Source organism: Paenibacillus sanguinis 2301083 = DSM 16941, from assembly GCF_000374825.1.
Taxonomy (GTDB): Bacteria; Bacillota; Bacilli; order Paenibacillales; family Paenibacillaceae; genus Fontibacillus; species Fontibacillus sanguinis.
In genome coordinates this window covers 26,206-46,934 of the sequence record NZ_KB895381.1, presented here as the reverse complement: position 1 = coordinate 46,934, position 20,729 = coordinate 26,206, and the positions used below count along the sequence as shown (strand labels likewise).

Below are 20,729 nucleotides of genomic sequence, written 5' to 3'. Positions count from 1 at the left end.
CCGCTCACTCTCCTTTTGCACTTAAAGCCTGATGAATGGTATTCACATTATGAGCGTACATGCCTAGGTATGTACCTTCCGGTGTACTCTCGTCTCCCATCGCATCAGAGTACAATTCACCGCCAACCTGTACATCCAGTCCTTGCTTCTTGGCTCCTTCAATTACCGCATTGATAGAAGCCGGATTAATGCTGCTTTCCACGAACACGGCAGGCACCTGATATTTCACCAAGAGTTCTACTGTGTCGTCAATATCGGATAAGCCAACCTCATCCTCCGTACTTAATCCTTGCAGGCCAACCACTTCGATATCATGCATGCGGCCAAAATAGCCAAACGCGTCATGCGCTGTGATCAACACGCGCTTTTCTTTCGGAATTTGCGACAATTTGGATTTAGCATCCGCCTTAAGCTCATCCAGCTTTTTAAAATACTCTTGCTTGTTGGCTTCAAAGTAATCGGCATCTGCAGGCGCAGCTTTTTTCAATTCATCAGTTGCCGCAGTCAGCGATTGTTTCCACAGGTCAATATCAAACCAGACGTGCGGATCAATTGCCCCACCCTCATCCTTCAGCAGTTGCTCTGCCGGAATCGACTCGCTAATGGCAAGCACCGGTCGTGTTTTTCCAATTTCCTCGAATACTTTAAGCATATTGGCTTCCAGATGAAGTCCGCTGTAGAAAATCACATCCCCTTTCTCCAGCTTACCGATATCACCTTGCGTCGCATTGTACAAGTGCGGGTCAACCCCGGGTCCCATCAAGCTTTGTACAGTCACTCGGTCTCCTCCGATAACAGAGATAGGTTCTGCGATCTGTGCAATAGTTGTCACAACGTTTAGCTTCTCCCCGCTTGCTGTCTCATCCAACTTTTCCTTAGTGCTACACCCCGCCATCCAAATAGCAAAAGCTAATAAACAAACCCCCAAGATAATCCCTTTAGACTTTAATCGTACATGCTCCACTGTCGTTCTCCTCCCAAACAATTTTATTTTGTACCAATAGTTTTTACCTAAGGCAAAACTTTTAGTTAGGTATAACTTAATTTTATTCTTTTATCTTGTCAACACTTTTTATTAACTCGCCATTGAAAATTATTGGATTTCTAGATAGAATAACAATATCTTTTATTTTTCCTATGGGAAAAATTTTTTCTTTTAAACCATTTTGCAACCAATCCGGCAAAGAAAATCAAAGTCTGCCTTTGAGCCATATGGAGATTTTATTGATCCTCAAACGGAACACAAAAATGCCTGCGGATAAAAATGTTGGATTAAGTAAACATTAATCCTACTACTTTCCCAGGGGTGTTATGATGTACTTGATTAGTTTTGCACTCATGTTTGTTGGTCTCACTTGTATCAATATTATTTTTTCTTATCAGAGCAAACATATTGACCCGCATTTCTGGTCAACTTTCAAATTCCAGCTCATGATGCTTCCACTCTTTCTCGCTGCCAATTTAAGTGTTGGATACGGTATTAAGTTCGGGATGAAGGCCGTGGATCAATTAGGCTATGTACTTATCATTGCAAAATGTATCGAAGTACTGATTTCAATTTGGATGGGTTATTGGTTCATGAAGGAGACCCCTTCCTGGAAAACATGGGTTGGCCTCATTGTCATCATAACTGGGGTTATATTAGTTAAACAGAAATAGATGATTTTTTATACTTAAAAGCACAAATAAAATCCCCCTAAAATGAATGGGAAAAGTTGATTTCATGAATTCATTTTGGGAGGATATTTAGTTGCCCGCATAGGGTTAAGGATTTATATATGTGCAATGGCTTTGGTGAAAAGAAATTTAGAATACCTGTACAACCTCTTTAATATCTTCAATCTCTTCAAGAATTGCGCGTTCAATAGCAGCCTTCAAAGTAATCGTCGCACTGGGACAACCGTTGCAAGCCCCCAAAAATCTTAATTTCGCGATACCGTTCTCAACCTCGACCAATTCGGCATCACCACCATCACGCAATAAGAAAGGACGTAGTTTGAAAAGCACTTCCGATACTTCTTCAAATAAAACCTCATTATTCTCCATAATACTAAACTCCTCTCCGTGTTTTACCTAACATTTAATTCATCCCTGTTTCATTCCGAACGGTCTGATTGCTCCTTGGCTTTTTGTATAAGTGAGGCTTCTTGAGCCGAAAGTTCCATTAAAATCGAATAAATAGGATCCGTAGGTATCACCACACCACAACTTGCCCCGAGTCCTAACATCATATTAAGGTAGAACTGAACCTTCTTTTTCTCTCGCGTAATTTGCTCTAATTCTGAGATATCCGAGTTTTTTTTCTTCATTAAAACATACCCCATGCCTCTTAAAAGTAAAAAGCTTGATCATTAATTGATGAATTAACCGATGCTTCCTTCCATTTCAAATTGAATCAGACGATTCATTTCAACAGCATATTCCATGGGCAATTCTTTGGTAAACGGCTCAATAAAGCCCATGACAATCATTTGCGTAGCGTCCTGTTCCGTAAGTCCACGGCTCATCAAGTAAAATAATTGCTCCTCTGATACCTTAGATACGGTAGCCTCGTGCTCCAAAGTAATCTGATCGTTCTTAATTTCATTGTACGGAATCGTATCTGAGGTTGACAGATTGTCCAAAATCAACGTATCACACTTAATATTGGACTTCGACCCTGCGGAATCACGGCTGAAGCTGGACAATCCACGATAGTTTACTTTGCCCCCCTGCTTGCTGATGGATTTGGAAATAATCGTAGATGTGGTCTCGGGAGCAAGGTGAATCACCTTCGCGCCAGCATCCTGATGCTGATCTTTACCGGCTACGGCAATTGAAAGGACGGACCCCTTGGCTCCCCTTCCTTTCAATATTACGGCCGGATACTTCATCGTTATCTTGGAGCCGATGTTGCCGTCCACCCATTCCATGGTGGCATTTTCCTCTGCCACAGCCCTTTGGGTTACCAGGTTGTAGATATTGGGAGCCCAATTCTGAATCGTCGTGTAACGAACACGGGAATCTTTCCGGCAAATAATTTCAATCACTCCGCTGTGCAAAGAACTCGTGCTATAAATAGGCGCTGTGCAGCCTTCAACATAATGGATAAAGCTGCCCTCTTCGGCAATAATTAATGTCCGCTCGAATTGGCCCATATTTTCAGAATTAATCCGAAAATATCCTTGGATAGGAACCTCACACTGAACACCCTTCGGGACGTATACAAAGCTGCCGCCTGACCAAACCGCACTGTTAAGCGCCGCAAATTTATTGTCAGCGGGCGGGATGATCGTTCCAAAGTATTGCTTGAACACTTCAGGATATTGCTTTAGAGCAGTATCCGTATCCAGGAAAATAACGCCCTGAGCCTCCAGCTCCTCCCGCATACTGTGATAGACGACTTCCGACTCGTATTGAGCGGATACGCCTGCCAGAAACTTTTGCTCCGCTTCAGGAATCCCCAGCTTGTCAAAGGTTGCTTTAATCTCGGAGGGAACCTCCTCCCAGGTCTTTCCCTGTTTTTCAGAAGGGCGAACGTAATACTGGATATTATCAAGATCTAGTCCGGACAAATCCGCTCCCCACTTAGGCATCGGCATTTTGTAAAATTGCTTCAAGGCTTTCAGCCGAAAATCGAGCATCCACTCCGGCTCCTCCTTGATGCGGGAAATTTCCCGGACAATCTCTTCAGTCAGACCTTTTCCAGATTGAAAAACAGATTGGTGCTCATCGCGAAACCCATATTTATATTCACCCATATCCGGCGCTTTTTTGGCCATTGTTATCGCTCCTTTTAACCTTCATAAGACTCGCTTGGATCGGCTCTGGTTCCCTATGATCTATGATCTGCCAAGCTTTTTCTCCACTACATCCTGCAGGCGGCTGCGCACTCCCTCCAACGGGATCTCCGAGATGACAGGAGCAAGGAATCCGAAAATAACCAGATATTCGGCTTCACTTCGCGTGATCCCGCGCGACATTAGATAATAGACTTGTTCCGCATTGACTTGCCCTACGGAGGCAGCATGACCGGCGGTTACATCATCCTCATCGATCAACAGGATCGGATTGGCATCACCGCGCGCATTTGGACTTAACATCAGTACACGTTCTGTTTGCTGACCATCACAATGAGTGGCGCCTTTTTCAATTTTTGTAATTCCGTTAATAATCGCCGTAGCTTCTTCACGCATAACTGCACGCGTAATCATTTGGCTGACCGAGCTTCTGCCAAAATGCTGGGCTTGCGTAGTACAGCTCAATTTCTGAGCTCCGGACCCTATCGCAATCACCTTGGCGTCAGAGATGGATCCGTTGCCCTGGAGTAATGTCTTGGTATCACTGGCGGTATAGCCATTATTCATCTCGCCGACAATCCATTCTACCCCTCCATCCGCAAGCACAATCGCCCGCCGCTGGGTGAAGTCGGTTGTTGCGGCAGCAAGCTGATGAACAGAAGCGACCTGCACCCTGGAGCCTGCCCCGGCAAACACCTCTACCACACCATCATGCAAAACCTTGATATCATCTCTACTCGATATACAATGATCCACATAGCTGACCTTGCTGTTGTTGCCAGTCACAATCAAGATATGAGGAGCAAAAAGCGCCCCGCTCGTATCGCTATAAAAGATCGCTTGAATGGGAACCTCAACCTCGATACCGTCTGGAACATATAGAAAAATCCCGCCACTCCATAAGGCACTGTGCACAGCAGACAATTTGTGTTCTTCCGGCTTTACGGACTGAAAGAGATACCGCTGAACCAAATTCCCGTGTTCTCTCGCCGCAGTATGCAGATCAGTTAAAATCACTCCCTGTGCGGCTAAATCAGCACACAATTCCGTGTACACTACATCCGAATTGAACTGAACGATCAATCCGCCTTGCACTGGTGAAGCAACCAGGCCTTGAACAACCTCCGGCGCCTCATCCATACCGGACCAGGCATGTTCAGCCTTGTAAGCTCCACTTTCGTAGATATCCCATTTTTCAAGTTTGATTTTCTCCACCTTCGGCAGCTCCAGCGTCCCTGCCAGCCCAAGTGCATGAACCCGGCGTTCAAGCAACCAATGAGGTTCGTCCTTTGCACTTGACCAAGCGCGCAGCGTGTTCACATCCATTAAACTTATTGCTTGTGTCCCCACTTGCTTTTTCCCCCTCAGCTTTTAAACTTCCTCAACTACTGCCTCATCCGTAATCCCAAGCTCCTCCTTCACCCAATCGTACCCTTCAGCCTCTAGGCGGTGGGCAAGCTCCGGGCCTCCAGATTTGACAATCCGGCCTTGCATCATGACATGCACAAAATCCGGGGTAATATAATTTAACAGACGTTGATAATGAGTAATGATTAAAAAGCCTCGATCCTGGCTGCGCATCTCATTTACACCATTGGCCACAATACGCAGGGCATCAATATCAAGCCCGGAATCTACTTCATCCAGAATCACAAATTTGGGTTCAAGCAGCATCATTTGCAAAATCTCATTCCGTTTTTTTTCACCACCGGAAAAGCCCTCATTTAAATAACGATGCGCGAATTCAGGATTCATCTCCAGCCCCTTCATCTTGCTCTCCATGGCACGAACAAACCGGATTAGGGATATCTCCTCGCCTTCTTCGCGTCGTGCATTAATGGCACTTCTCAGAAAGTCCGAGTTCGTTACGCCGGCAATTTCACTCGGGTATTGCATCGCGAGGAACAAGCCTGCCCGAGCGCGCTCATCCACCTCCATCTCCAGAAGGTCTTCATGATCCAATGTCACCTTGCCGTCAGTAACCTCATATTTGGGATGGCCCATTAAAGCCGAAGCCAATGTACTTTTCCCCGTCCCGTTAGGACCCATAATCGCATGAATCTCTCCACCATGGATTTCCAGCGTGAGCCCTTTTAAAATCTCTTTCCCTTCAATCTGGGCTCTCAATTCCTCAATCTTCAGCGTCGTCATTCTCCCATACTTCCCTTCTGTAATTTTCCTCGGCACGCGCCAACAAATCACTCATAAATTTCCCGATGATCTGCAGCTCAGCCTCTGAATAGGATTCAAAAAATCGGTAAAATTCTTCTACCCTTTCTTCATGCAGCTTTTTATGCAAATCATAAACATACCTGCCCTTATCCGTTAAGCTAAAATAAATCTCCTTGCGATTGTTATTCAACTGACTTCTTTGAATAAAGCCCGTTTCCAGCAGCTTTGAACTAATATTTGTAATACTTGCTTTGGACAAATCCATTTTTTTCACAATCCCTGTATGATTGATTGGCTCATGATCACCTATGCAATCAATGACGTGTACACTAGTAATATTGTTGGAAAGCATGTCAATCTGCTGTTTTCTAGCTTGCTCCCGAAACGAGTTAAATTCATGTTCAGTATGCAATTCATTTAAATGCAGTATTTTGATATATTGCTCATAAAGATGATGCTTAAAATGATACTGAGACTCCAATGGCTTAATCTCCCCTTTCCCGAGTAGTTACAAAGCAGCTTCATGCTCCAAACTAGCCCCTCGACCGTGTCGGGTACTAGATTGTTATATTTTTTGTTCACCACTGAACAAAAATATAGTAACACAAATGATATTGATTATCAATATCATTTGTGGATGCTACCGTATAATGATTAGGGCTATGCCTGATCATAAAAAAAGCCCCTGGGATGGATCCCAAGAGCCTAATATCATAGATAGTATCAGCGGGAGGGCTAGCCTCCACAAAAAATTTTCTTGTAAACTAGTTGGACAAGTTATAGCATCCGTACACGGCCATTTTATAAGCCTTGAGATGTAGGGCGAACAATCAGCTCATTAATGGTGACGTTGGTCGGCTGCTGAATGGCAAACAGAATGGTTCTCGCAATATCGCTTGGATCAAGCTGACTCCACTCCTTGCTGCCTAGTTTCTCCAAGGCCGCATAAATCGAATTGTCCGTTATTGTATCGTACAGCTCAGTCTCCACCGCACCCGGGGAAATAAGCGTCGTCCGGATATTTTGCGAGGCTTCCAATTCCGTTCGCATCCCCTCGGTCAAGATTCGTACAGCATGCTTGGTCGCACTATAAACAGAGCTTGAAGGAAAGATAATATGTCCTGCAATCGAGGAAAAATTAATAATATGTCCCTCATTCCGTTCTTCCATATGCTTGTACACTGCCGCCATCCCATAGAGGACGCCCTTAATATTCACATCGATCATTCTGTCCCATTCGTCAACCTTCAAATGTTTGAAGAAGGAAAGGGGCATGATCCCTGCATTATTGATCAAAATGTCAATTTGCCCATAGACCTTTATGGTCTCATCCGCCAAAGCCTCCATGTCAGCACGCGAAGTAACATCCGTCACCTTGTAGCTTGCTTCGCCTCCAGCGTTGCGAATCTCTGCTTGCAGCTGCTGCAACCGATTTTCCCGGCGAGCCGCCAGCATGACTTTAATGTTATTTTGGGCGAGGAGCTTAGCCGTAGCCGCCCCCATTCCGCTACTTGCACCTGTAATGATTGCTACCTTTGTATCCATGTGTACATCCCCTTTGTTTTTTGATCAGCCACTTATCGTTGGCTTGATTACAGGTTATCAATTACAGTAATCTATAAGTCAAGCCTTCGTAATTTGTTTCATTTATCCAGGAAAAACCCTGATAAATCCGCCGTTTTTGCAGAAATTTCAGCAGTGGACGGCAATAAGTAGGCAGCAACAATGCGTATTCATATTAGAGTTAACTCTAATTCAGATATGAAAGTAAGCATTAAAAAGGACGTCCCCGGATTGGAAACGCCCTTCATATTGGTGTGAATTATTGCAAACAAAGAGATCTAGGGCAGCATCTTGCCCAATCCCTTTCCCTGCATATCATAAAGCGCCAGCTTATAATTGATTTGCTCTAAATGTTTAATCGTTTCCGAGAGATCCTTCTCCACTTTTTCCTTATGCCTCAGCATCATTTGTTTGCGGATATCAAGTGTGCTCTCTCCCTCCTGGTACAACTCTACATATCTCCTGATTTCGGAAAGCGGCATGCCCGTTGCTCGCAGCGCCAGGATAAAATTCAGCCATTCCATGCTCTCTTCGTCATACAATCGATTGCCGCTTGAATCGCGCTTGACGCACGGCAGAATTCCCTCACGCTCATAAAATCGCAACGTATATGGGGAAATCCCGGTTTGCTCTGAAATTTCTTTAATTGTGGACATTTCCTTCTCCTCCAGTCAAGCCTATTAACTTAGAGTTTACTGCATAGCTCAAGCTCTGTTCAATATGCAATTCACCGCCTAACAAAAAGGGGGGTATTTCAACTTTTAATTATTTTATGTTGACGGCCACATATTATCGTGTTAATCTAAGCGTGTCGATATGTTGACGACCACATAATAAGTAGAGAGGAGTTCATCGATTGAAGGACCCTGACAATAAAGAATCCATGTCGGATGAAATTCGTGCAGTCACTGATTTTCCCGTTAGCTTTTCTATATTTGGTCTGGCCCGTTCCCATCATCGCCTTGCAGGCCAACTGCTCCGCGAAGCAGGCTTATACCCGGGTCAGGAGCTGGTGCTGATGCAGTTATGGCATCGGGATAAGCAGTCTCAGAATAGTCTCACAAAATTATTGCGTCTTGATCATTCGACCATAGCGAAATCTGTTCGCCGTCTGGAAGCCTCCGGTCTCGTCACCTGCAGTCGTTCCGAAGACGATAAACGAGTGACTATCGTATCACTTACCCAAGCCGGGCGTGAAATTGAAGCTAAAGTCAACCAGGCTTGGCGCAAGGTGGAAGAGTTCACAACGAAAAATCTAAATGAGGAAGAAAGCGCATTGTTTGTCGCCTTGTCCAAAAAAATAGCCCAAGCTTTGGAGAACTAAAGAAAAATAACCACTAAAAAATGATTAGAGGAGAGAAAATGATGTCTAAAAAGACGATGCAAGCAATTCTGGTTAACGAATATGGCGGTCCAGCAGTGATGCAGGTTCAAACGGTTGAGCGTCCTCAACCGCAAGCAGATGAAGTGCTGGTACGCATTGTATATGCAGCCGTTATCCCGCTTGACTATAAAATTCGCAATGGCTGGCTGCAAAGTGTATTTCCGGTAAGCTTCCCCTACATCCCTGGTTTCTATGCTTCTGGAGTTGTGGAAGAGGTGGGGCAAAGCATAACGGAGTTCAAGCCAGGGGATCGCGTTTTTGGCAGTATCAACGCAGCTTATGCAGAATACGGTATTGCGAAGGAGCAAGAGCTGCTGGCGATGCCGGAGCATCTCACCTTTGAGGAAGCCGCAACGATTAAAGCTGGAGCGGAAACCGCCTGGAAAGTCTTGTTCACCGAGGGTGAACTCCAGCCCGGGCAGACCGTCCTCCTTCATGCCGCAGCAGGCGGTGTCGGACAGTTTGCAGTACAATTGGCCAAATGGAAGGGGGCCCACGTCATCGCCACCGCTTCGACCTCCAACTTGGATTTCGTCAAGTCCTTGGGGGCCGATCAGGTCATTGATTATACCACAACAAAATTTGAAGAGGTCGCAAAGGACGTAGACCTGGTTGTTGATGCTGTTGGAGGCGAGATAGAAGACAGATCCTGGTCCGTCATGAAAAAGGGGGGCATCTTCGTCTCTATAACCCAGGACCCCTCCCAGGAACAAGCTGAAATACATGGCGTTACAGCTAAATTCAACACGAAATTCCCTACCCGGGAAGACTTGCAGAGCCTGACGAATCTGATAGCCAACGGCCAGATCAAAGCCCAAATTGATTCCATCTTCCCCCTCAACCAAGCGGATAAGGCACTGGAGAAAAGTGAAGCCAGACATGGACGGGGACGAATTTTACTGAGCGTTAACTCCATTTAGCAATAGAACAAGGGGCTGTCGGAAAAGTCAGTAAAATTGACTCTCAGGCAGTCCCGTTTTTCATGAGTTGAAATTTGGTTAAAAAGCATACAAAAAAATCACCTTTTCTTGTAGAATGGGAGTTACCACACAACCAACTTTCGCAGCGTACGTATGAAAGCCCTGATGGACGAGCTATTGTCCCACCGATACGCGCTGCTTCATCCGGCAAATGTAGCAATTGGCGGCGTCTGGTTTACCGAGGCTTATTGGACAGCCCCCCTATTCCAACTCAAAGTTTATATGTAGCTACTTAGAATTAAGGCCGGAAAGGAACTTGTTCATGAGAAAAGAATTTCACATCAATTCAAAAAACGGGTTTAGCGCCATGCTCGAACAATATAAAACCATGCATGAACAAATTGGGAATGTTCGTTTTTGGCCCAACCAGGATATGAATAAAGGTATTGTGTATGACATAAAGCCTGAGTATGGTAAGGGAACAATACAAATGTATCATTTGCTTGGCAATGTCATGCTGCTTGTGTATGACTTTGTGTTTTCTGAAGATATAATAACGGTGTTTGATTTAACAGAGGATTATTTTGAAATCGAATATTGTATCGATGGATGTATGCATATTGAAGAAGAAAATGTGGGTGGTACCTGCTTTGGTCCCAATAATTTGTCTGTTTCCCTGTCACAGGATATGAAAGGAACAATAAGGCGATGCGCTGAACAGAAATATCAAGGCGTTTCCATCACGGCGAATAAACACGCCCTGTCGTCTTATTTCGGAAGTGCTGGAATCGAAGTATGGCATGATACGATAGAAAAATTGGGAGATCAACTTCGTTCTGAATATTACCTTGGTCTAAATACTCCACCAGAGATAGCCAATATTTTCCTGCAAATATTTAACTGCCGACTCCCTGTGAAATCACGTACCTTGTTTTATGAAAGCAAGGTCATGGAAGTGTTTTCGTTAATTGTTTCAAATGAAGTGATTAAGCATGAGGGATATGATGTAGTAGCTCTAAGCCCATACGAATTACAGAAAATCAAAGAAATTCCACAAATGCTGTTGGAGCAGCCATTTGAATTGCCAAACCTTCCTTCATTAGCGGAAAAGCTAGTCATCAGTCCCAAAAAACTGACTAAGGGTTTCAAACAAGTTTATGGAGATACCATTTTCAGCTATCACAGAAAACTGGCTTTAAGCCGTGCTGCATCAATGCTGTTAAATACAGATCATACAATCAGCGAAATCGCTTATGATAGCGGCTATTCCAGTCCTAGCAATTTCTGTGCAGCATTTAAGAAACAATACGGTGTTACTCCACTAAAATACAGAGAATCCTCTTTGCTAAGAAATGCCGAATAAAAGAAAATATATCATCTTAACCACAGGTTTAGGCCTGTGGTTTTTTAATTTAAACATGAGTTTTCCTCAACATAATTGGGCACTGCAAGCAGTATAGTCTCAAAGCCAATATGCGGGACAATATGTTATGCGTTCATAGTTCAACATAGGAGGATCATACATGTTTAAAAAAATAGCTATCTTATTGGCAATCGTTCTTTGCTTGTCCGCATTGACTGCCTGCTCACAAAAGGACACAACTGAAAATATAATCTCTAATTCGTCTTCGGGTAGTGGAGAAAGCACCTCACAGCAGAACCAGCATTATCCGCTGACCTTATCCATTTATGATGACAAAGGGAATGAAATGGAGCAGACAATTGAAAAAGAGCCGCAGCGCATTGTTGTCATTGGACAAGGTTTTGCAGAGTGGATGATTGGACTAGGAGAAGAAAAGCGAATCGTGGGATTGGCTTATCTGGACAAATCCTTCTCCGAATATGAGGACCAAATCAAAAGTCTACCAATCATTACGGATATGTGGCCATCAAAAGAATCGATATTAGAACTCGAACCTGATTTGATTATTTCAATGTCTTCTGCATTTCAAAAGGACCGTCTCGGGGATATTTCTTTTTGGAATGAACGAGGAATTCCGGTATTAGCAGGTATTAATTATACCATTGGCCGTACCATCGATAGTTTTTTTGATGATATCACCAATTTAGGTAAGGTACTCCATATTGAAGAAAAGACTAATGCATTTGTGAACGAACAAAAAGAGAAAATCAGTGAAATTCAGACTAAGGCAGCACAGGCGAACGACAGACCTAAGATTTTACTGCTTGGCACCAGTGGAGATACAACTTATTACTATGGCCCATCTCTTTGCCTCATAGACGAAATGATTGAAGGTGCAGGCGGTGAGTACATTAAGGTATCAGAAGAAACATATGTCGATATGTCTGAGGAATCTATTTTATCGGTTAATCCTGACAAGATTATTATTACCGGATTCCAGAAGTCCGATAGCGAGGCATTGATTAATAAATATCTCCTTAATCCAAAGCTAAAAAATGCAACGGCAATTAAGACTGGAAACGTAAAGGTTGTTGAATATACAACCGCTGTTCGGGGAAGTCTTGGCCTCTCAGACCTGTATATGGATGTGGCTGAATTTATTCATCCTGAATTAGTTAAGGGAGAATAAGTATGAGGTCATCACATAACAGTAAGCATAAACATATTTCCCAAATCGATCAGGGGCTTGCTCAAAAACGCTCCGTATTCTCAATCATCTTTATGATTTTGATTTCTGCTGTAGTGATATCCGTAATACTTTCAGTATCTATTGGACAAGTATCCATTCCATTTCATCAGTCTTTTCAGATACTGCTCAATCAAATAACAGATGGAACGTTTGGAAGTTTAGACGGGGTTTCAGACGGTATGTATACAGATATTATCTGGCAGATTCGTTTTCCCAGGGTCTTGCTGGCAATGGTCATGGGCGCAGGGCTTGCGCTTTGCGGAACGGTGATGCAGGCTTCCGTACAAAATCCTTTGGCAGACCCTTATATTTTGGGAATTTCGTCCGGTGCTGCTTTGGGAGCAACTTTTTCAATCATGCTTGGTTTTAGTGTGGGAGGACTGCTTGGGGAGTTTGGTGTTGCATCGTGGGCTTTTATCGGTGCGCTTGGAGCAGCCGCATTAGTCTTGGGTCTTGCCAGTATCGGCGGGAAAACATCTTCGGTCAAACTGGTTTTAGCTGGAACGGTAATCAACGCCCTCTGCAATGCGTTTTCAAATTTCATCATCTATTTCGCAAAAAATTCAGAAGGCATACGTTCTGTGTCCTTCTGGACGATGGGCAGCCTGGCATCGGCTGAATGGAGTACATTGCCACTTATATCAGCGGTTGTCATTGCAGCAATTGCATTTTTTCTGTTTCAGGCCAGAGTGATGAACACCATGCTCATGGGAGAAGAAGCTGCAATTACTTTGGGAGTGAATCTGAATTTTTACAGGCGCTTGTATATGGTCATATCCTCTGTGGTAACTGGTATTTTAGTGTCCACCTGTGGAATTATCGGGTTCGTAGGTCTTATTGTTCCCCACCTTGTGCGAAGTGTGGTAGGTTCCGACCATAAGCGTCTCATTCCAACGTCCATTTTGTTCGGCTCCTTATTTATGATATGGACAGATATTTTCGCACGGACAATTATCCCTAATGGGGAGCTTCCTGTTGGAATCGTAACCTCCCTGCTTGGTGCACCGGTATTCATGTACATCTTGATTAAGAAAAGCTACGGGTTCGGAGGGAGATAATTTGAATTTAAATGTGGAACACATATCGGTATCCTTAACAGGTGCTGACATTGTAAAAGATATCAGTATTCGCGTCGAAAATAAACAGTTTGTAGGAATTATAGGGCCGAATGGATGCGGAAAGTCTACTTTGCTGAAAAGTATATATAAGGTCATTAAGCCTCAAAAGGGAACGGTCTTTTTAGGGGATAAAGACGTAATCCGATCATCTGCCCGTATTGTTTCAAAGGATATGGGAGTTGTCGGACAATTCAATGACTTAAGCTTTGATTTTACAGTTCAGGAAATGGTGATGATGGGACGCACTCCCCACAAGCATCTTATGGAAGCTGATCATACGCAGGACTACAAAATTGTTGCAGACGCTTTAAAGCGGGTGGATTTGACAGAATATGCGGATAGAAGCTACTTGACTTTATCTGGCGGGGAAAAACAAAGGGTAATACTGGCACGTGCAATTGCCCAAGAGCCTAAATTTCTGGTTTTGGACGAGCCGACAAACCACTTGGATATTAAATATCAGATTCAGATTTTATCGATTGTAAAATCTTTAAACATTGGTGTGCTTGCTGCTCTCCATGATCTTCCTATGGCTGCTGCTTACTGCGATATGCTCTATGTAATAAAAGATGGAAGCATAGTGGCTTCAGGAAGTCCAACGGACGTATTGTCCAAAGAACTGATAAGACAGGTTTATGAAATTGATTGCGAAATATACACGAACCCAATCACCGGAGATTTGGCAATTGCATATCTGCCTTTAGACAACTAGCATGAAGGAGGATTGCGAAATGCAACTTGATATGACCAAGGGAAAGCCTATGATGGTCATTACCCGATTTTTTATTCCTATGTTCATTGGAAACCTGTTTCAGCAAATGTATAACATTGTAGATGCCATTGTAGTCGGTCAGTTTGTGGGCAAAGACGCTTTTGCGGCAGTCGGCTCCGCAAGTGCAGTCATTGTATTTATGACATCGATTCTTACGGGACTTTCCATGGGAGCATCTGCTCTTTTTTCACAACTCTATGGGGCAAAGAACTACGATAAACTTAAAAAGACAATATCCACAGCCTTCATTTTTATATTTGCTATTAGTGCTGTGTTAACTATAGCTACATTAGCATTTTTACCTCAAATCATCCGATTCTATCAGATGCCGCAAGAAACGGCCGCTTATGCCAGCGAATATTTACAATACATTTTTGCCTCTCTAATCTTTGTAGGAATGTATAATGCCTGTGCATTTTTGCTTCGCTCCATAGGGGATTCCAAATCGCCGTTATACTTTTTGATTGCTTCAAGCGTGTTAGATACAATACTCAATTTGGTTTTTGTAATCGTATTGAACATGGGCGTCTTTGGTGTGGCGTTTTCAACCTTACTTGCCCAAGGACTTGCCGCTATCGGCTGTGGAATATATACCATAAAGCGAATGAAGTTCTTGGAATTCGAGAAAAAAGACATTGTATTTAATGGAAAAATTCTAAAAGATGTAGCCGAATTTTCTGTTTTGACGGCCTTGCAACAGTCAGCCTCCAGCTTAGGCATGATGTTAATACAGGGCCTTGTAAACACATTTGGTGCAACCGTTATGGCCGCTTTTGCAGCAGCTTCCAAAATAGACGAGTTTGCCAACAGACCCCTGCAGGATTTAAGCAACGCATTTTCTACGTATACTGCCCAAAACGAAGGCGCCGGGCATAAACAGAGAATCCGGGATGGTTTCCGGGCAACGACTAAAATTATCATTATGATGTCAGCAGTAATCAGCACGTTAGCTTTTGTCTTTGCACCCGATCTCATTGCTATCTTTGTAAAAAGAGAATCTCTTGATGTTATTGCTATTGGTGTATCCTATTTGCGTATTGTATGTGTCTTTTATGTACTGCTTGGCTTCATCGTTATGTTTTATGGATTTTTCCGTGGAATCGGCTCCATAAAAATATCCATTTTAATGACTGTTGTATCACAAGGCACAAGAGTTTTACTAGCTTATTCATTTGCATCAACTCTCGGCTTTTCTGGAATATGTTGGGCTATTGTTGTTGGATGGTTTTTGTCAGATTTATTGGGATTTTACATGTACAAGAAGGTCATGGTAAAAGAGACGTTATTAACGTAAGTATCTTTTGAATAAAGCTAAAGCAAGACCCGCTAAAAAAAACGCCTCTACGATTTTATCTTCGTAGAGACGTTATAGTTACATTGCACCGTGTATCCTATCTTTCCCATTCGTCTTCTTCCTGCAAACCACTGTACGCAATATTCTCTTGCACATCGGTGTTGTGATCGTCCACCCACACCTGCGGTTCACGACTATGCATAATTTCCCGTAAACGTTCAATGCGCCCACGCAGAGCCTGACAAATCGCATGACAACGAGCCTCATCTACAAAGAGCGAACCACGAAAAATAGTCCGCACCTCATCTTCAATTCCGTCAAGTAGAGACAAGTCGAGCCAATCGAAGGAGGTTACCAGTTTGATTTGTTCGTTGTGATCCGGCTTGAATGGTTTGCAAGTCAGCTTACCGTCTGTGCGAATCAGACCAAGTGGCTTGGAAAACCAGAGTGACGAACCGCTATCGTAAATCGGCGCTGGCCCCATCCACTCCAAGGTCTCTGCATGGCGAATCACACCAAAATTGTTCTGATGCCGATCTTCATTGGCAATCAGATAATCTACCACTATCATCTGGTCAAGGGCCTCCACAATGCCGGTAATGCCTAGCGCTTCACAGCAGTTCACGTAATGCTGATACACCGAAACGTGGTTCGGCTTTTGCCTAGTCTGCATCACATACCAAGCCGTAATAAGTTCTGTCTGAGGAGTAATGAAATTTTCACACACGCTATAAGGGTAATCTTCCTGCTCCATCAACGTGTAAGGAACATGTGGTATCCCTAATCGCTCCATGATCTTGCTGGCAATGACCTCATTGTATGGCTCCTGCCTAGTCGCGCCGCTTCCGCCTTTCACCAGACAGCGCTTGCCATCCATAATCGCCCATTTCTTTTTCAACCAGCCATCAGAGGTATTGTCTGGCGACATCAGACTCATCACATCAGACGAACCTTGCCCAAACAATACATTCCCTACGTCCTCCGAAAAAGGATTATGAAAGAAGTTGATGGCACTCCATTCCAAATGTGATGCAGATGGACGAATCCAATATTGATCGGACAAACTAAGTCCGTAGCTTTTATCTAACAGTTTTTGTGTCGCAGACAGGTTCAATTCAAGCAGCGCTTCTTGAATTCCGTCACGACTGGCCGGAATCGCTCGTCCCCTCCACCATTCATTGAGTGCCGCGCGATCTATTTTCCCTTTTTTAACAGGTATGCCCACTGGTACATGCTGCGCTGCAAAGACTTGTCCAATCGCTGAAATGGAGACTGTTGCTTCATCCAACTCAATCTCAGCCACGGGTTCATTTTTGTGCATGAGTGTGTAGGATTTGTTCCAGGATTCAGCCACTATCATTTCCTCCATTTGTTGATTGTCTTATTTCATTCTAATTCTATTATATCAACTCTGCAGAGATTTCGTCATGCAGGCTTTTCATTTAAGATGGCTGTTCGTTTATACATTGAAAAGGCTCACACTAAACTGTGCTAAATCAAGCATGATTGTAGTCATGCCGTGCTTAGCCATTGAAGAACAAGGAAAACAGGAACATGGCTTGCCGCAGTTGACAGACTGAATCATATCGAGGAGCTTAACAACCTGGCCTTGGTCTATAATTCGGGTCTCCTCGTGTCGTTTAGTTGTCATGCATCATCTACAACGAGGTGCAACTTCAATTCATTTCTCCGGCACCTTGTCTGCCGGCACTCATTCGCACCTTCAAGAGCGACGCCACCACGATCGCAATAGCGACACCCATCATCCCGACCCATGTAATTGATGGCAGAGATACCCGTTCGATCATGACGCCGCCGATTGCAGCCCCCGCAGCCATGGACAACTGCATCATGGATTGGTTCAGGCTCAGCATGATTCCAGAATAATTCGGTTCAATCCGAACCAGATTGACTTGTTGCGTTGGACCGGAGGACCATGCCGCAAACGACCACAAGATCAGGAGGATGACAATCAGCTGCCACGAGTGCGTATAGGCAACGGATAGAGAGAGGAGAAGCAGCGCGATGACGTGCAAGAGCAATCCCCCTGACAGTGTCGGGAACACCCCCCATTTATCCGCGCTGAAACCGCCGAATTTGGATCCGAGCAGGCTGGCGATTCCGAAAGCCAACAGCACTCCGCTCAATATCCCTTCGTTCAGCCCGGCAACATCAAGCAGATACGGTGAAATGTAGGTGTAGGCGATCGAGTATCCGCCGAGCCAGAAAAAGGTAATCGCAAGCCCCAGCGCTACTTTGCCGTTTTTCAAAAAGGCAAGTTGCTTGGACAACGGCATCGGTTTATCCCCTTGAACTCGAGGGATGATGGCGTACAGAACGAACATAACCACCAGACCGGCTAGTGCCAATATACCAAAAACCGATTTCCATCCGAGTTGTGCTGCAACGATACGTCCAAGAGGAACGCCGATAATCAAGGAGGCCGTAAAACCCATCACCACGGTAGCAATCGCACTGGCTTGTTTGCCGGGGGCGGCAATTTTCGCGGCGATGTCCAATGCGGTTACGACAACCATTCCCGCGCCTAGAGCCATGATGACGCGAGCAGCGAGAAACGATGCATAACCAGGTAAAACGAAAGACAGAACATTCCCGATAACGAAGATACCCAGCGCCCAAACCAGCAGTTTTTGTCTTTCCACCTTGGCAGTTAACGCCATCAGGATTGGGGTGCCAATGGCATACGCAAAGGAAAATATCGTGACCAACTGCCCCGCAGAAGTAACGGAAATCCCCAGTGTATCCGAGATCTTATCCAAGATGCCGGAAATAACGTACTCGGAAGTACCTACCAAAAAAGTAACTAATGCCAATAAATAGACTTTCCACGTGCTAGACAATTCGTTCACTTCTCCTTCTTTTTGTTGTATGAATAGTTACCGACATGAGGATCCTTTTTATAAATTCATATATCGCAATATGTCGATCTATTGGGCCGAAAAAAAACTGAATACATTTGAGGTATTCAGTTCAGATTAGAGTTTCTGATTTAAGAAATCAGCTAGTTCGCTTATTTTCTCTTCGTTACGTTTGTAGTACGTATATTTGCCGATTCGCTCGGTTTGAATCAGTCCGGCCCGTTGCAGAATGGACAAATATTGCGACGCTGTCGACTGTGTCATGTTCAGCTTATCCGTCACTTGACTGACACACACCCCGATTTCCCTCATATCCACTCCTTCATGGGGCACAAAATGTTTTTCGGGCTCCTTAAGCCACTGTAAAATCTGTAACCTCGACTCGTTAGACAACGCCTTGAACACTTCAATTGGATCCATGTTTTGTATTATATCTACATTTTGCGATATGTCAATCTAATTTTTAATGCTAATTTTAATGCTCCCATAAACCAAGTTTTAAGCCTACTTCAACACTGCATTTAAAGAAACACCGCGGTGATAAATCCATAATTCGGGCTCGAAGCTTGTCACCGTCCTCCCCTCCTTTATACATATCCGTTCTGTGAAAGCCACTTTTGTCAATCATCAGACAATCGCTAATTTTCTTCCTCGACGGCGATGCCAGCAGTTCTTAAGTGCCCATAGGCAACGATTCTGCTAAACTGAGACGAAACTTCATCTGCAGGAAGGGGCTTATCTTTTTTAATCCACCAAATTACGATCCCCATGAAAGCCGATCCGAGGTATTCAATCAGCAATTCCTTGGATATCGCTAATACGGAGTTTTCCTGAGCAGGTTTCCACCCCTCCATTAATTTATCCTTAATAATCTTCTCCATTTTCGCTTGAAAAGGATAGATTCGATTCTCTTCAATTAACATGGAACGGTAAAAGGTCATATTTAGCGAAATATGCTCCAGTACCGTTTGCATGACGGTCTCGAGTAAAGAAAGGCTGAACGGACTCATGCTGATCGGACAAAGAACGACCGCCTCCTTCAATTCGCCTAACAATTCATTCATACATGTGTCCAATAAATCAGGCTTGTTTTGGTAGTGAAGATAAAAAGTGTTTCGATTGATCATTGCCTGATCGGCAATATCCTGAATCGTTATCGCTTCATATCCTTTTTCCTGAATAAGCTCATAAAACGCTTTTCGAATCGATTGTTTCGTACGCCGTATTCTTAGGTCGGTTTTCTTAGTCATTATTTTCGTTCCCCCTAAATTTGTTTAAGTCGTTAAGCGACAAAGTTTTATGAGGTGTCTGTTATCTAGCATAACTAAAAACATTGAATATTGAGCGTTTTATTAACCTCAATTATAATAAGCAGCAGATAAATAAACAACAAATTGTTCATTATTTTTCTAATGACCAAAAATCCAAGGAGGATACTTCAATGACATTCAACCAACAAAATGAGCTTGTTCGTAAGGCAGTCGCCGTACTGGAAAGTTTGGAGAGCGGCAATCCCGAAGCGATTACGGCTTACGTTCATCCGGATCAATATATTCAGCATAACCAGGCTTTACTCGATGGTCGTGAAGCCATGCTTGGCGCACTGGATCATTTAAAGAAAATGGGGACAAAGGTAAGCGTTAAGCGGGCTTTAGTTGACGGAAATGTTGTGGCTCTTCATTCGGTATATTATTTTCACGGCCCTAAAATCGCTTTTGATATCTTCCGTTTTGAGAATGGACTCATCGTTGAACATTGGGACAATTTGCAAGAGATGGTGGAGAAAACACCAAGCCATCATACGATGATTGACGGACCGGTTACGATTAAAGATATCGATAAGACGGAGGCTAATAAAGCATTGGTCAAAAGCTATGTTGAGAATATCTTGCTCGGGAAGAACCCTGACCTGCTTGCCTCTTACTTTGATGGAGATACCTACATTCAGCATAGTCCGCATATTGCTGGTGGCCTTTCCGGTCTTCACGCTGCATTGCAGGCGCTGAAGGAGAGAAATGTTGAGTTTCAATATACTCATGTCCATCAAGTCATCGGTCAAGGCGATTTTGTTCTTACCATGAGTGAAGGTCAATTTAATGGTCAACCTACCGCATTCTACGATTTGTTCCGCGTACAGGATGGAAAAATTGCCGAGCATTGGGACGTAATCGAGGCCATTCTTCCGGAAGAAAAACGAAAAAATACGAACCGTAGATTTTGAAGTTTATGTAGTTGA

General features: G+C 43.8%; 22 protein-coding genes. 9 read left to right on the top strand and 13 right to left on the bottom strand.

Annotation, left to right across the window (positions count from 1 at the left end; genetic code table 11):
- Positions 1-4: 4 nt before the first annotated feature.
- Entirely contained in the window at positions 5-895 is an 891-nt protein-coding gene (locus C557_RS0111090; RefSeq protein WP_083930132.1) for a metal ABC transporter solute-binding protein, Zn/Mn family, read from the bottom strand.
- A 416-nt stretch (positions 896-1,311) separates the two neighbouring features.
- Here C557_RS0111090 and C557_RS0111085 point away from each other — a divergent pair, with 416 nt between their 5' ends.
- A complete protein-coding gene (locus tag C557_RS0111085) occupies positions 1,312-1,659 on the top strand; it encodes a hypothetical protein (protein ID WP_026263418.1) in 348 nt (115 codons plus the stop codon).
- 147 nt (positions 1,660-1,806) lie between these two features.
- On the opposite strand, the gene C557_RS0111080 is transcribed toward C557_RS0111085, so the two are convergent.
- The 8 genes from C557_RS0111080 to C557_RS0111045 all read right to left on the bottom strand — a co-directional run bounded on the left by C557_RS0111080 (position 1,807) and on the right by C557_RS0111045 (position 8,170).
- On the bottom strand, positions 1,807-2,046 hold the full coding sequence (locus C557_RS0111080) for a NifU family protein (protein ID WP_018751931.1): 240 nt from the start codon (positions 2,044-2,046) through the stop codon (positions 1,807-1,809).
- 50 nt (positions 2,047-2,096) lie between these two features.
- Positions 2,097-2,309, bottom strand: coding sequence for a hypothetical protein (locus tag C557_RS0111075; RefSeq protein ID WP_026263417.1), 213 nt, complete (start codon positions 2,307-2,309; stop codon positions 2,097-2,099).
- A 54-nt stretch (positions 2,310-2,363) separates the two neighbouring features.
- On the bottom strand, positions 2,364-3,761 hold the full coding sequence (gene sufB / locus C557_RS0111070) for a Fe-S cluster assembly protein SufB (protein ID WP_018751929.1): 1,398 nt from the start codon (positions 3,759-3,761) through the stop codon (positions 2,364-2,366).
- Between the two features lie 60 nt (positions 3,762-3,821).
- Positions 3,822-5,105 (bottom strand): Fe-S cluster assembly protein SufD, encoded by a 1,284-nt coding sequence (sufD, locus tag C557_RS0111065; protein WP_018751928.1) that lies wholly within the window; start codon positions 5,103-5,105, stop codon positions 3,822-3,824.
- Positions 5,106-5,150: 45 nt separating this feature from the next.
- The gene (gene sufC / locus C557_RS0111060; protein ID WP_018751927.1) at positions 5,151-5,930 is read right to left on the bottom strand and encodes a Fe-S cluster assembly ATPase SufC; all 780 of its coding nucleotides are present in this window, start codon (positions 5,928-5,930) and stop codon (positions 5,151-5,153) included.
- Entirely contained in the window at positions 5,911-6,432 is a 522-nt protein-coding gene (locus tag C557_RS0111055; protein ID WP_018751926.1) for a MarR family transcriptional regulator, read from the bottom strand. Before C557_RS0111055 ends, sufC begins: the two co-directional genes overlap by 20 nt.
- 320 nt (positions 6,433-6,752) lie before the next feature.
- On the bottom strand, positions 6,753-7,496 hold the full coding sequence (locus C557_RS0111050) for an SDR family oxidoreductase (protein ID WP_018751925.1): 744 nt from the start codon (positions 7,494-7,496) through the stop codon (positions 6,753-6,755).
- 296 nt (positions 7,497-7,792) lie between these two features.
- Complete coding sequence (locus C557_RS0111045) at positions 7,793-8,170, bottom strand: MerR family transcriptional regulator (RefSeq protein WP_018751924.1); 378 nt, start codon at positions 8,168-8,170, stop codon at positions 7,793-7,795.
- 200 nt (positions 8,171-8,370) lie between these two features.
- On the opposite strand from C557_RS0111045, the gene C557_RS0111040 reads away from it, so the two are divergent.
- From C557_RS0111040 to C557_RS0111010, 7 genes are all read left to right on the top strand, one after another.
- Positions 8,371-8,838: a MarR family winged helix-turn-helix transcriptional regulator gene (locus tag C557_RS0111040; RefSeq protein ID WP_018751923.1), complete on the top strand. Its 468-nt coding sequence runs from the start codon at positions 8,371-8,373 to the stop codon at positions 8,836-8,838.
- 38 nt (positions 8,839-8,876) lie between these two features.
- Positions 8,877-9,818 carry an NADP-dependent oxidoreductase gene (locus tag C557_RS0111035; protein WP_205621614.1) on the top strand — a complete coding sequence of 314 codons (942 nt, stop codon included), beginning with the start codon at positions 8,877-8,879 and terminating at the stop codon, positions 9,816-9,818.
- 322 nt (positions 9,819-10,140) lie between these two features.
- Positions 10,141-11,181, top strand: a complete 1,041-nt coding sequence (locus tag C557_RS0111030) for a helix-turn-helix domain-containing protein (protein WP_018751921.1) — start codon at positions 10,141-10,143, stop codon at positions 11,179-11,181.
- Between the two features lie 160 nt (positions 11,182-11,341).
- The gene (locus C557_RS0111025) at positions 11,342-12,370 is read left to right on the top strand and encodes an ABC transporter substrate-binding protein (protein WP_018751920.1); all 1,029 of its coding nucleotides are present in this window, start codon (positions 11,342-11,344) and stop codon (positions 12,368-12,370) included.
- A gap of 2 nt (positions 12,371-12,372) precedes the next feature.
- Positions 12,373-13,488 carry a FecCD family ABC transporter permease gene (locus C557_RS0111020; RefSeq protein WP_018751919.1) on the top strand — a complete coding sequence of 372 codons (1,116 nt, stop codon included), beginning with the start codon at positions 12,373-12,375 and terminating at the stop codon, positions 13,486-13,488.
- A 1-nt stretch (position 13,489) separates the two neighbouring features.
- Complete coding sequence (locus C557_RS0111015; protein ID WP_018751918.1) at positions 13,490-14,260, top strand: ABC transporter ATP-binding protein; 771 nt, start codon at positions 13,490-13,492, stop codon at positions 14,258-14,260.
- 19 nt (positions 14,261-14,279) lie between these two features.
- Positions 14,280-15,614 carry an MATE family efflux transporter gene (locus C557_RS0111010; RefSeq protein WP_018751917.1) on the top strand — a complete coding sequence of 445 codons (1,335 nt, stop codon included), beginning with the start codon at positions 14,280-14,282 and terminating at the stop codon, positions 15,612-15,614.
- A 97-nt stretch (positions 15,615-15,711) separates the two neighbouring features.
- On the opposite strand, the gene C557_RS0111005 is transcribed toward C557_RS0111010, so the two are convergent.
- The 4 genes from C557_RS0111005 to C557_RS0110990 form a co-directional block, all read right to left on the bottom strand.
- On the bottom strand, positions 15,712-16,968 hold the full coding sequence (locus C557_RS0111005) for a HipA domain-containing protein (protein WP_018751916.1): 1,257 nt from the start codon (positions 16,966-16,968) through the stop codon (positions 15,712-15,714).
- A 322-nt stretch (positions 16,969-17,290) separates the two neighbouring features.
- Complete coding sequence (locus C557_RS0111000) at positions 17,291-18,475, bottom strand: MFS transporter (RefSeq protein ID WP_018751915.1); 1,185 nt, start codon at positions 18,473-18,475, stop codon at positions 17,291-17,293.
- Positions 18,476-18,610: 135 nt separating this feature from the next.
- Positions 18,611-18,913, bottom strand: coding sequence for an ArsR/SmtB family transcription factor (locus C557_RS0110995; RefSeq protein ID WP_018751914.1), 303 nt, complete (start codon positions 18,911-18,913; stop codon positions 18,611-18,613).
- A gap of 218 nt (positions 18,914-19,131) precedes the next feature.
- Positions 19,132-19,743, bottom strand: a complete 612-nt coding sequence (locus C557_RS0110990; protein ID WP_018751913.1) for a TetR/AcrR family transcriptional regulator — start codon at positions 19,741-19,743, stop codon at positions 19,132-19,134.
- A 191-nt stretch (positions 19,744-19,934) separates the two neighbouring features.
- Between C557_RS0110990 and C557_RS0110985 the strand changes: the two genes are divergently transcribed.
- Positions 19,935-20,714, top strand: coding sequence for a nuclear transport factor 2 family protein (locus tag C557_RS0110985; protein WP_018751912.1), 780 nt, complete (start codon positions 19,935-19,937; stop codon positions 20,712-20,714).
- Positions 20,715-20,729 lie beyond the last annotated feature (15 nt).

Excerpts from the sequence above, each read along its gene's own strand:
- C557_RS0111010 (WP_018751917.1), top strand. The coding sequence starts at position 14,280 with ATGCAACTTGATATGACCAAGGGAAAGCCTATGATGGTCATTACCCGA.
- C557_RS0111050 (WP_018751925.1), bottom strand. The coding sequence starts at position 7,496 with ATGGATACAAAGGTAGCAATCATTACAGGTGCAAGTAGCGGAATGGGG.
- C557_RS0111025 (WP_018751920.1), top strand. The coding sequence starts at position 11,342 with ATGTTTAAAAAAATAGCTATCTTATTGGCAATCGTTCTTTGCTTGTCC.
- C557_RS0111075 (WP_026263417.1), bottom strand. The coding sequence starts at position 2,309 with ATGAAGAAAAAAAACTCGGATATCTCAGAATTAGAGCAAATTACGCGA.
- C557_RS0110990 (WP_018751913.1), bottom strand. The coding sequence starts at position 19,743 with ATGACTAAGAAAACCGACCTAAGAATACGGCGTACGAAACAATCGATT.
- C557_RS0111035 (WP_205621614.1), top strand. The coding sequence starts at position 8,877 with ATGATGTCTAAAAAGACGATGCAAGCAATTCTGGTTAACGAATATGGC.
- sufB (WP_018751929.1), bottom strand. The coding sequence starts at position 3,761 with ATGGCCAAAAAAGCGCCGGATATGGGTGAATATAAATATGGGTTTCGC.
- C557_RS0110985 (WP_018751912.1), top strand. The coding sequence starts at position 19,935 with ATGACATTCAACCAACAAAATGAGCTTGTTCGTAAGGCAGTCGCCGTA.
- sufC (WP_018751927.1), bottom strand. The coding sequence starts at position 5,930 with ATGACGACGCTGAAGATTGAGGAATTGAGAGCCCAGATTGAAGGGAAA.
- C557_RS0110995 (WP_018751914.1), bottom strand. The coding sequence starts at position 18,913 with ATGGATCCAATTGAAGTGTTCAAGGCGTTGTCTAACGAGTCGAGGTTA.
- C557_RS0111080 (WP_018751931.1), bottom strand. The coding sequence starts at position 2,046 with ATGGAGAATAATGAGGTTTTATTTGAAGAAGTATCGGAAGTGCTTTTC.
- C557_RS0111030 (WP_018751921.1), top strand. The coding sequence starts at position 10,141 with ATGAGAAAAGAATTTCACATCAATTCAAAAAACGGGTTTAGCGCCATG.
- sufD (WP_018751928.1), bottom strand. The coding sequence starts at position 5,105 with ATGGATGTGAACACGCTGCGCGCTTGGTCAAGTGCAAAGGACGAACCT.
- C557_RS0111085 (WP_026263418.1), top strand. The coding sequence starts at position 1,312 with ATGATGTACTTGATTAGTTTTGCACTCATGTTTGTTGGTCTCACTTGT.
- C557_RS0111020 (WP_018751919.1), top strand. The coding sequence starts at position 12,373 with ATGAGGTCATCACATAACAGTAAGCATAAACATATTTCCCAAATCGAT.
- C557_RS0111090 (WP_083930132.1), bottom strand. The coding sequence starts at position 895 with ATGGCGGGGTGTAGCACTAAGGAAAAGTTGGATGAGACAGCAAGCGGG.
- C557_RS0111045 (WP_018751924.1), bottom strand. The coding sequence starts at position 8,170 with ATGTCCACAATTAAAGAAATTTCAGAGCAAACCGGGATTTCCCCATAT.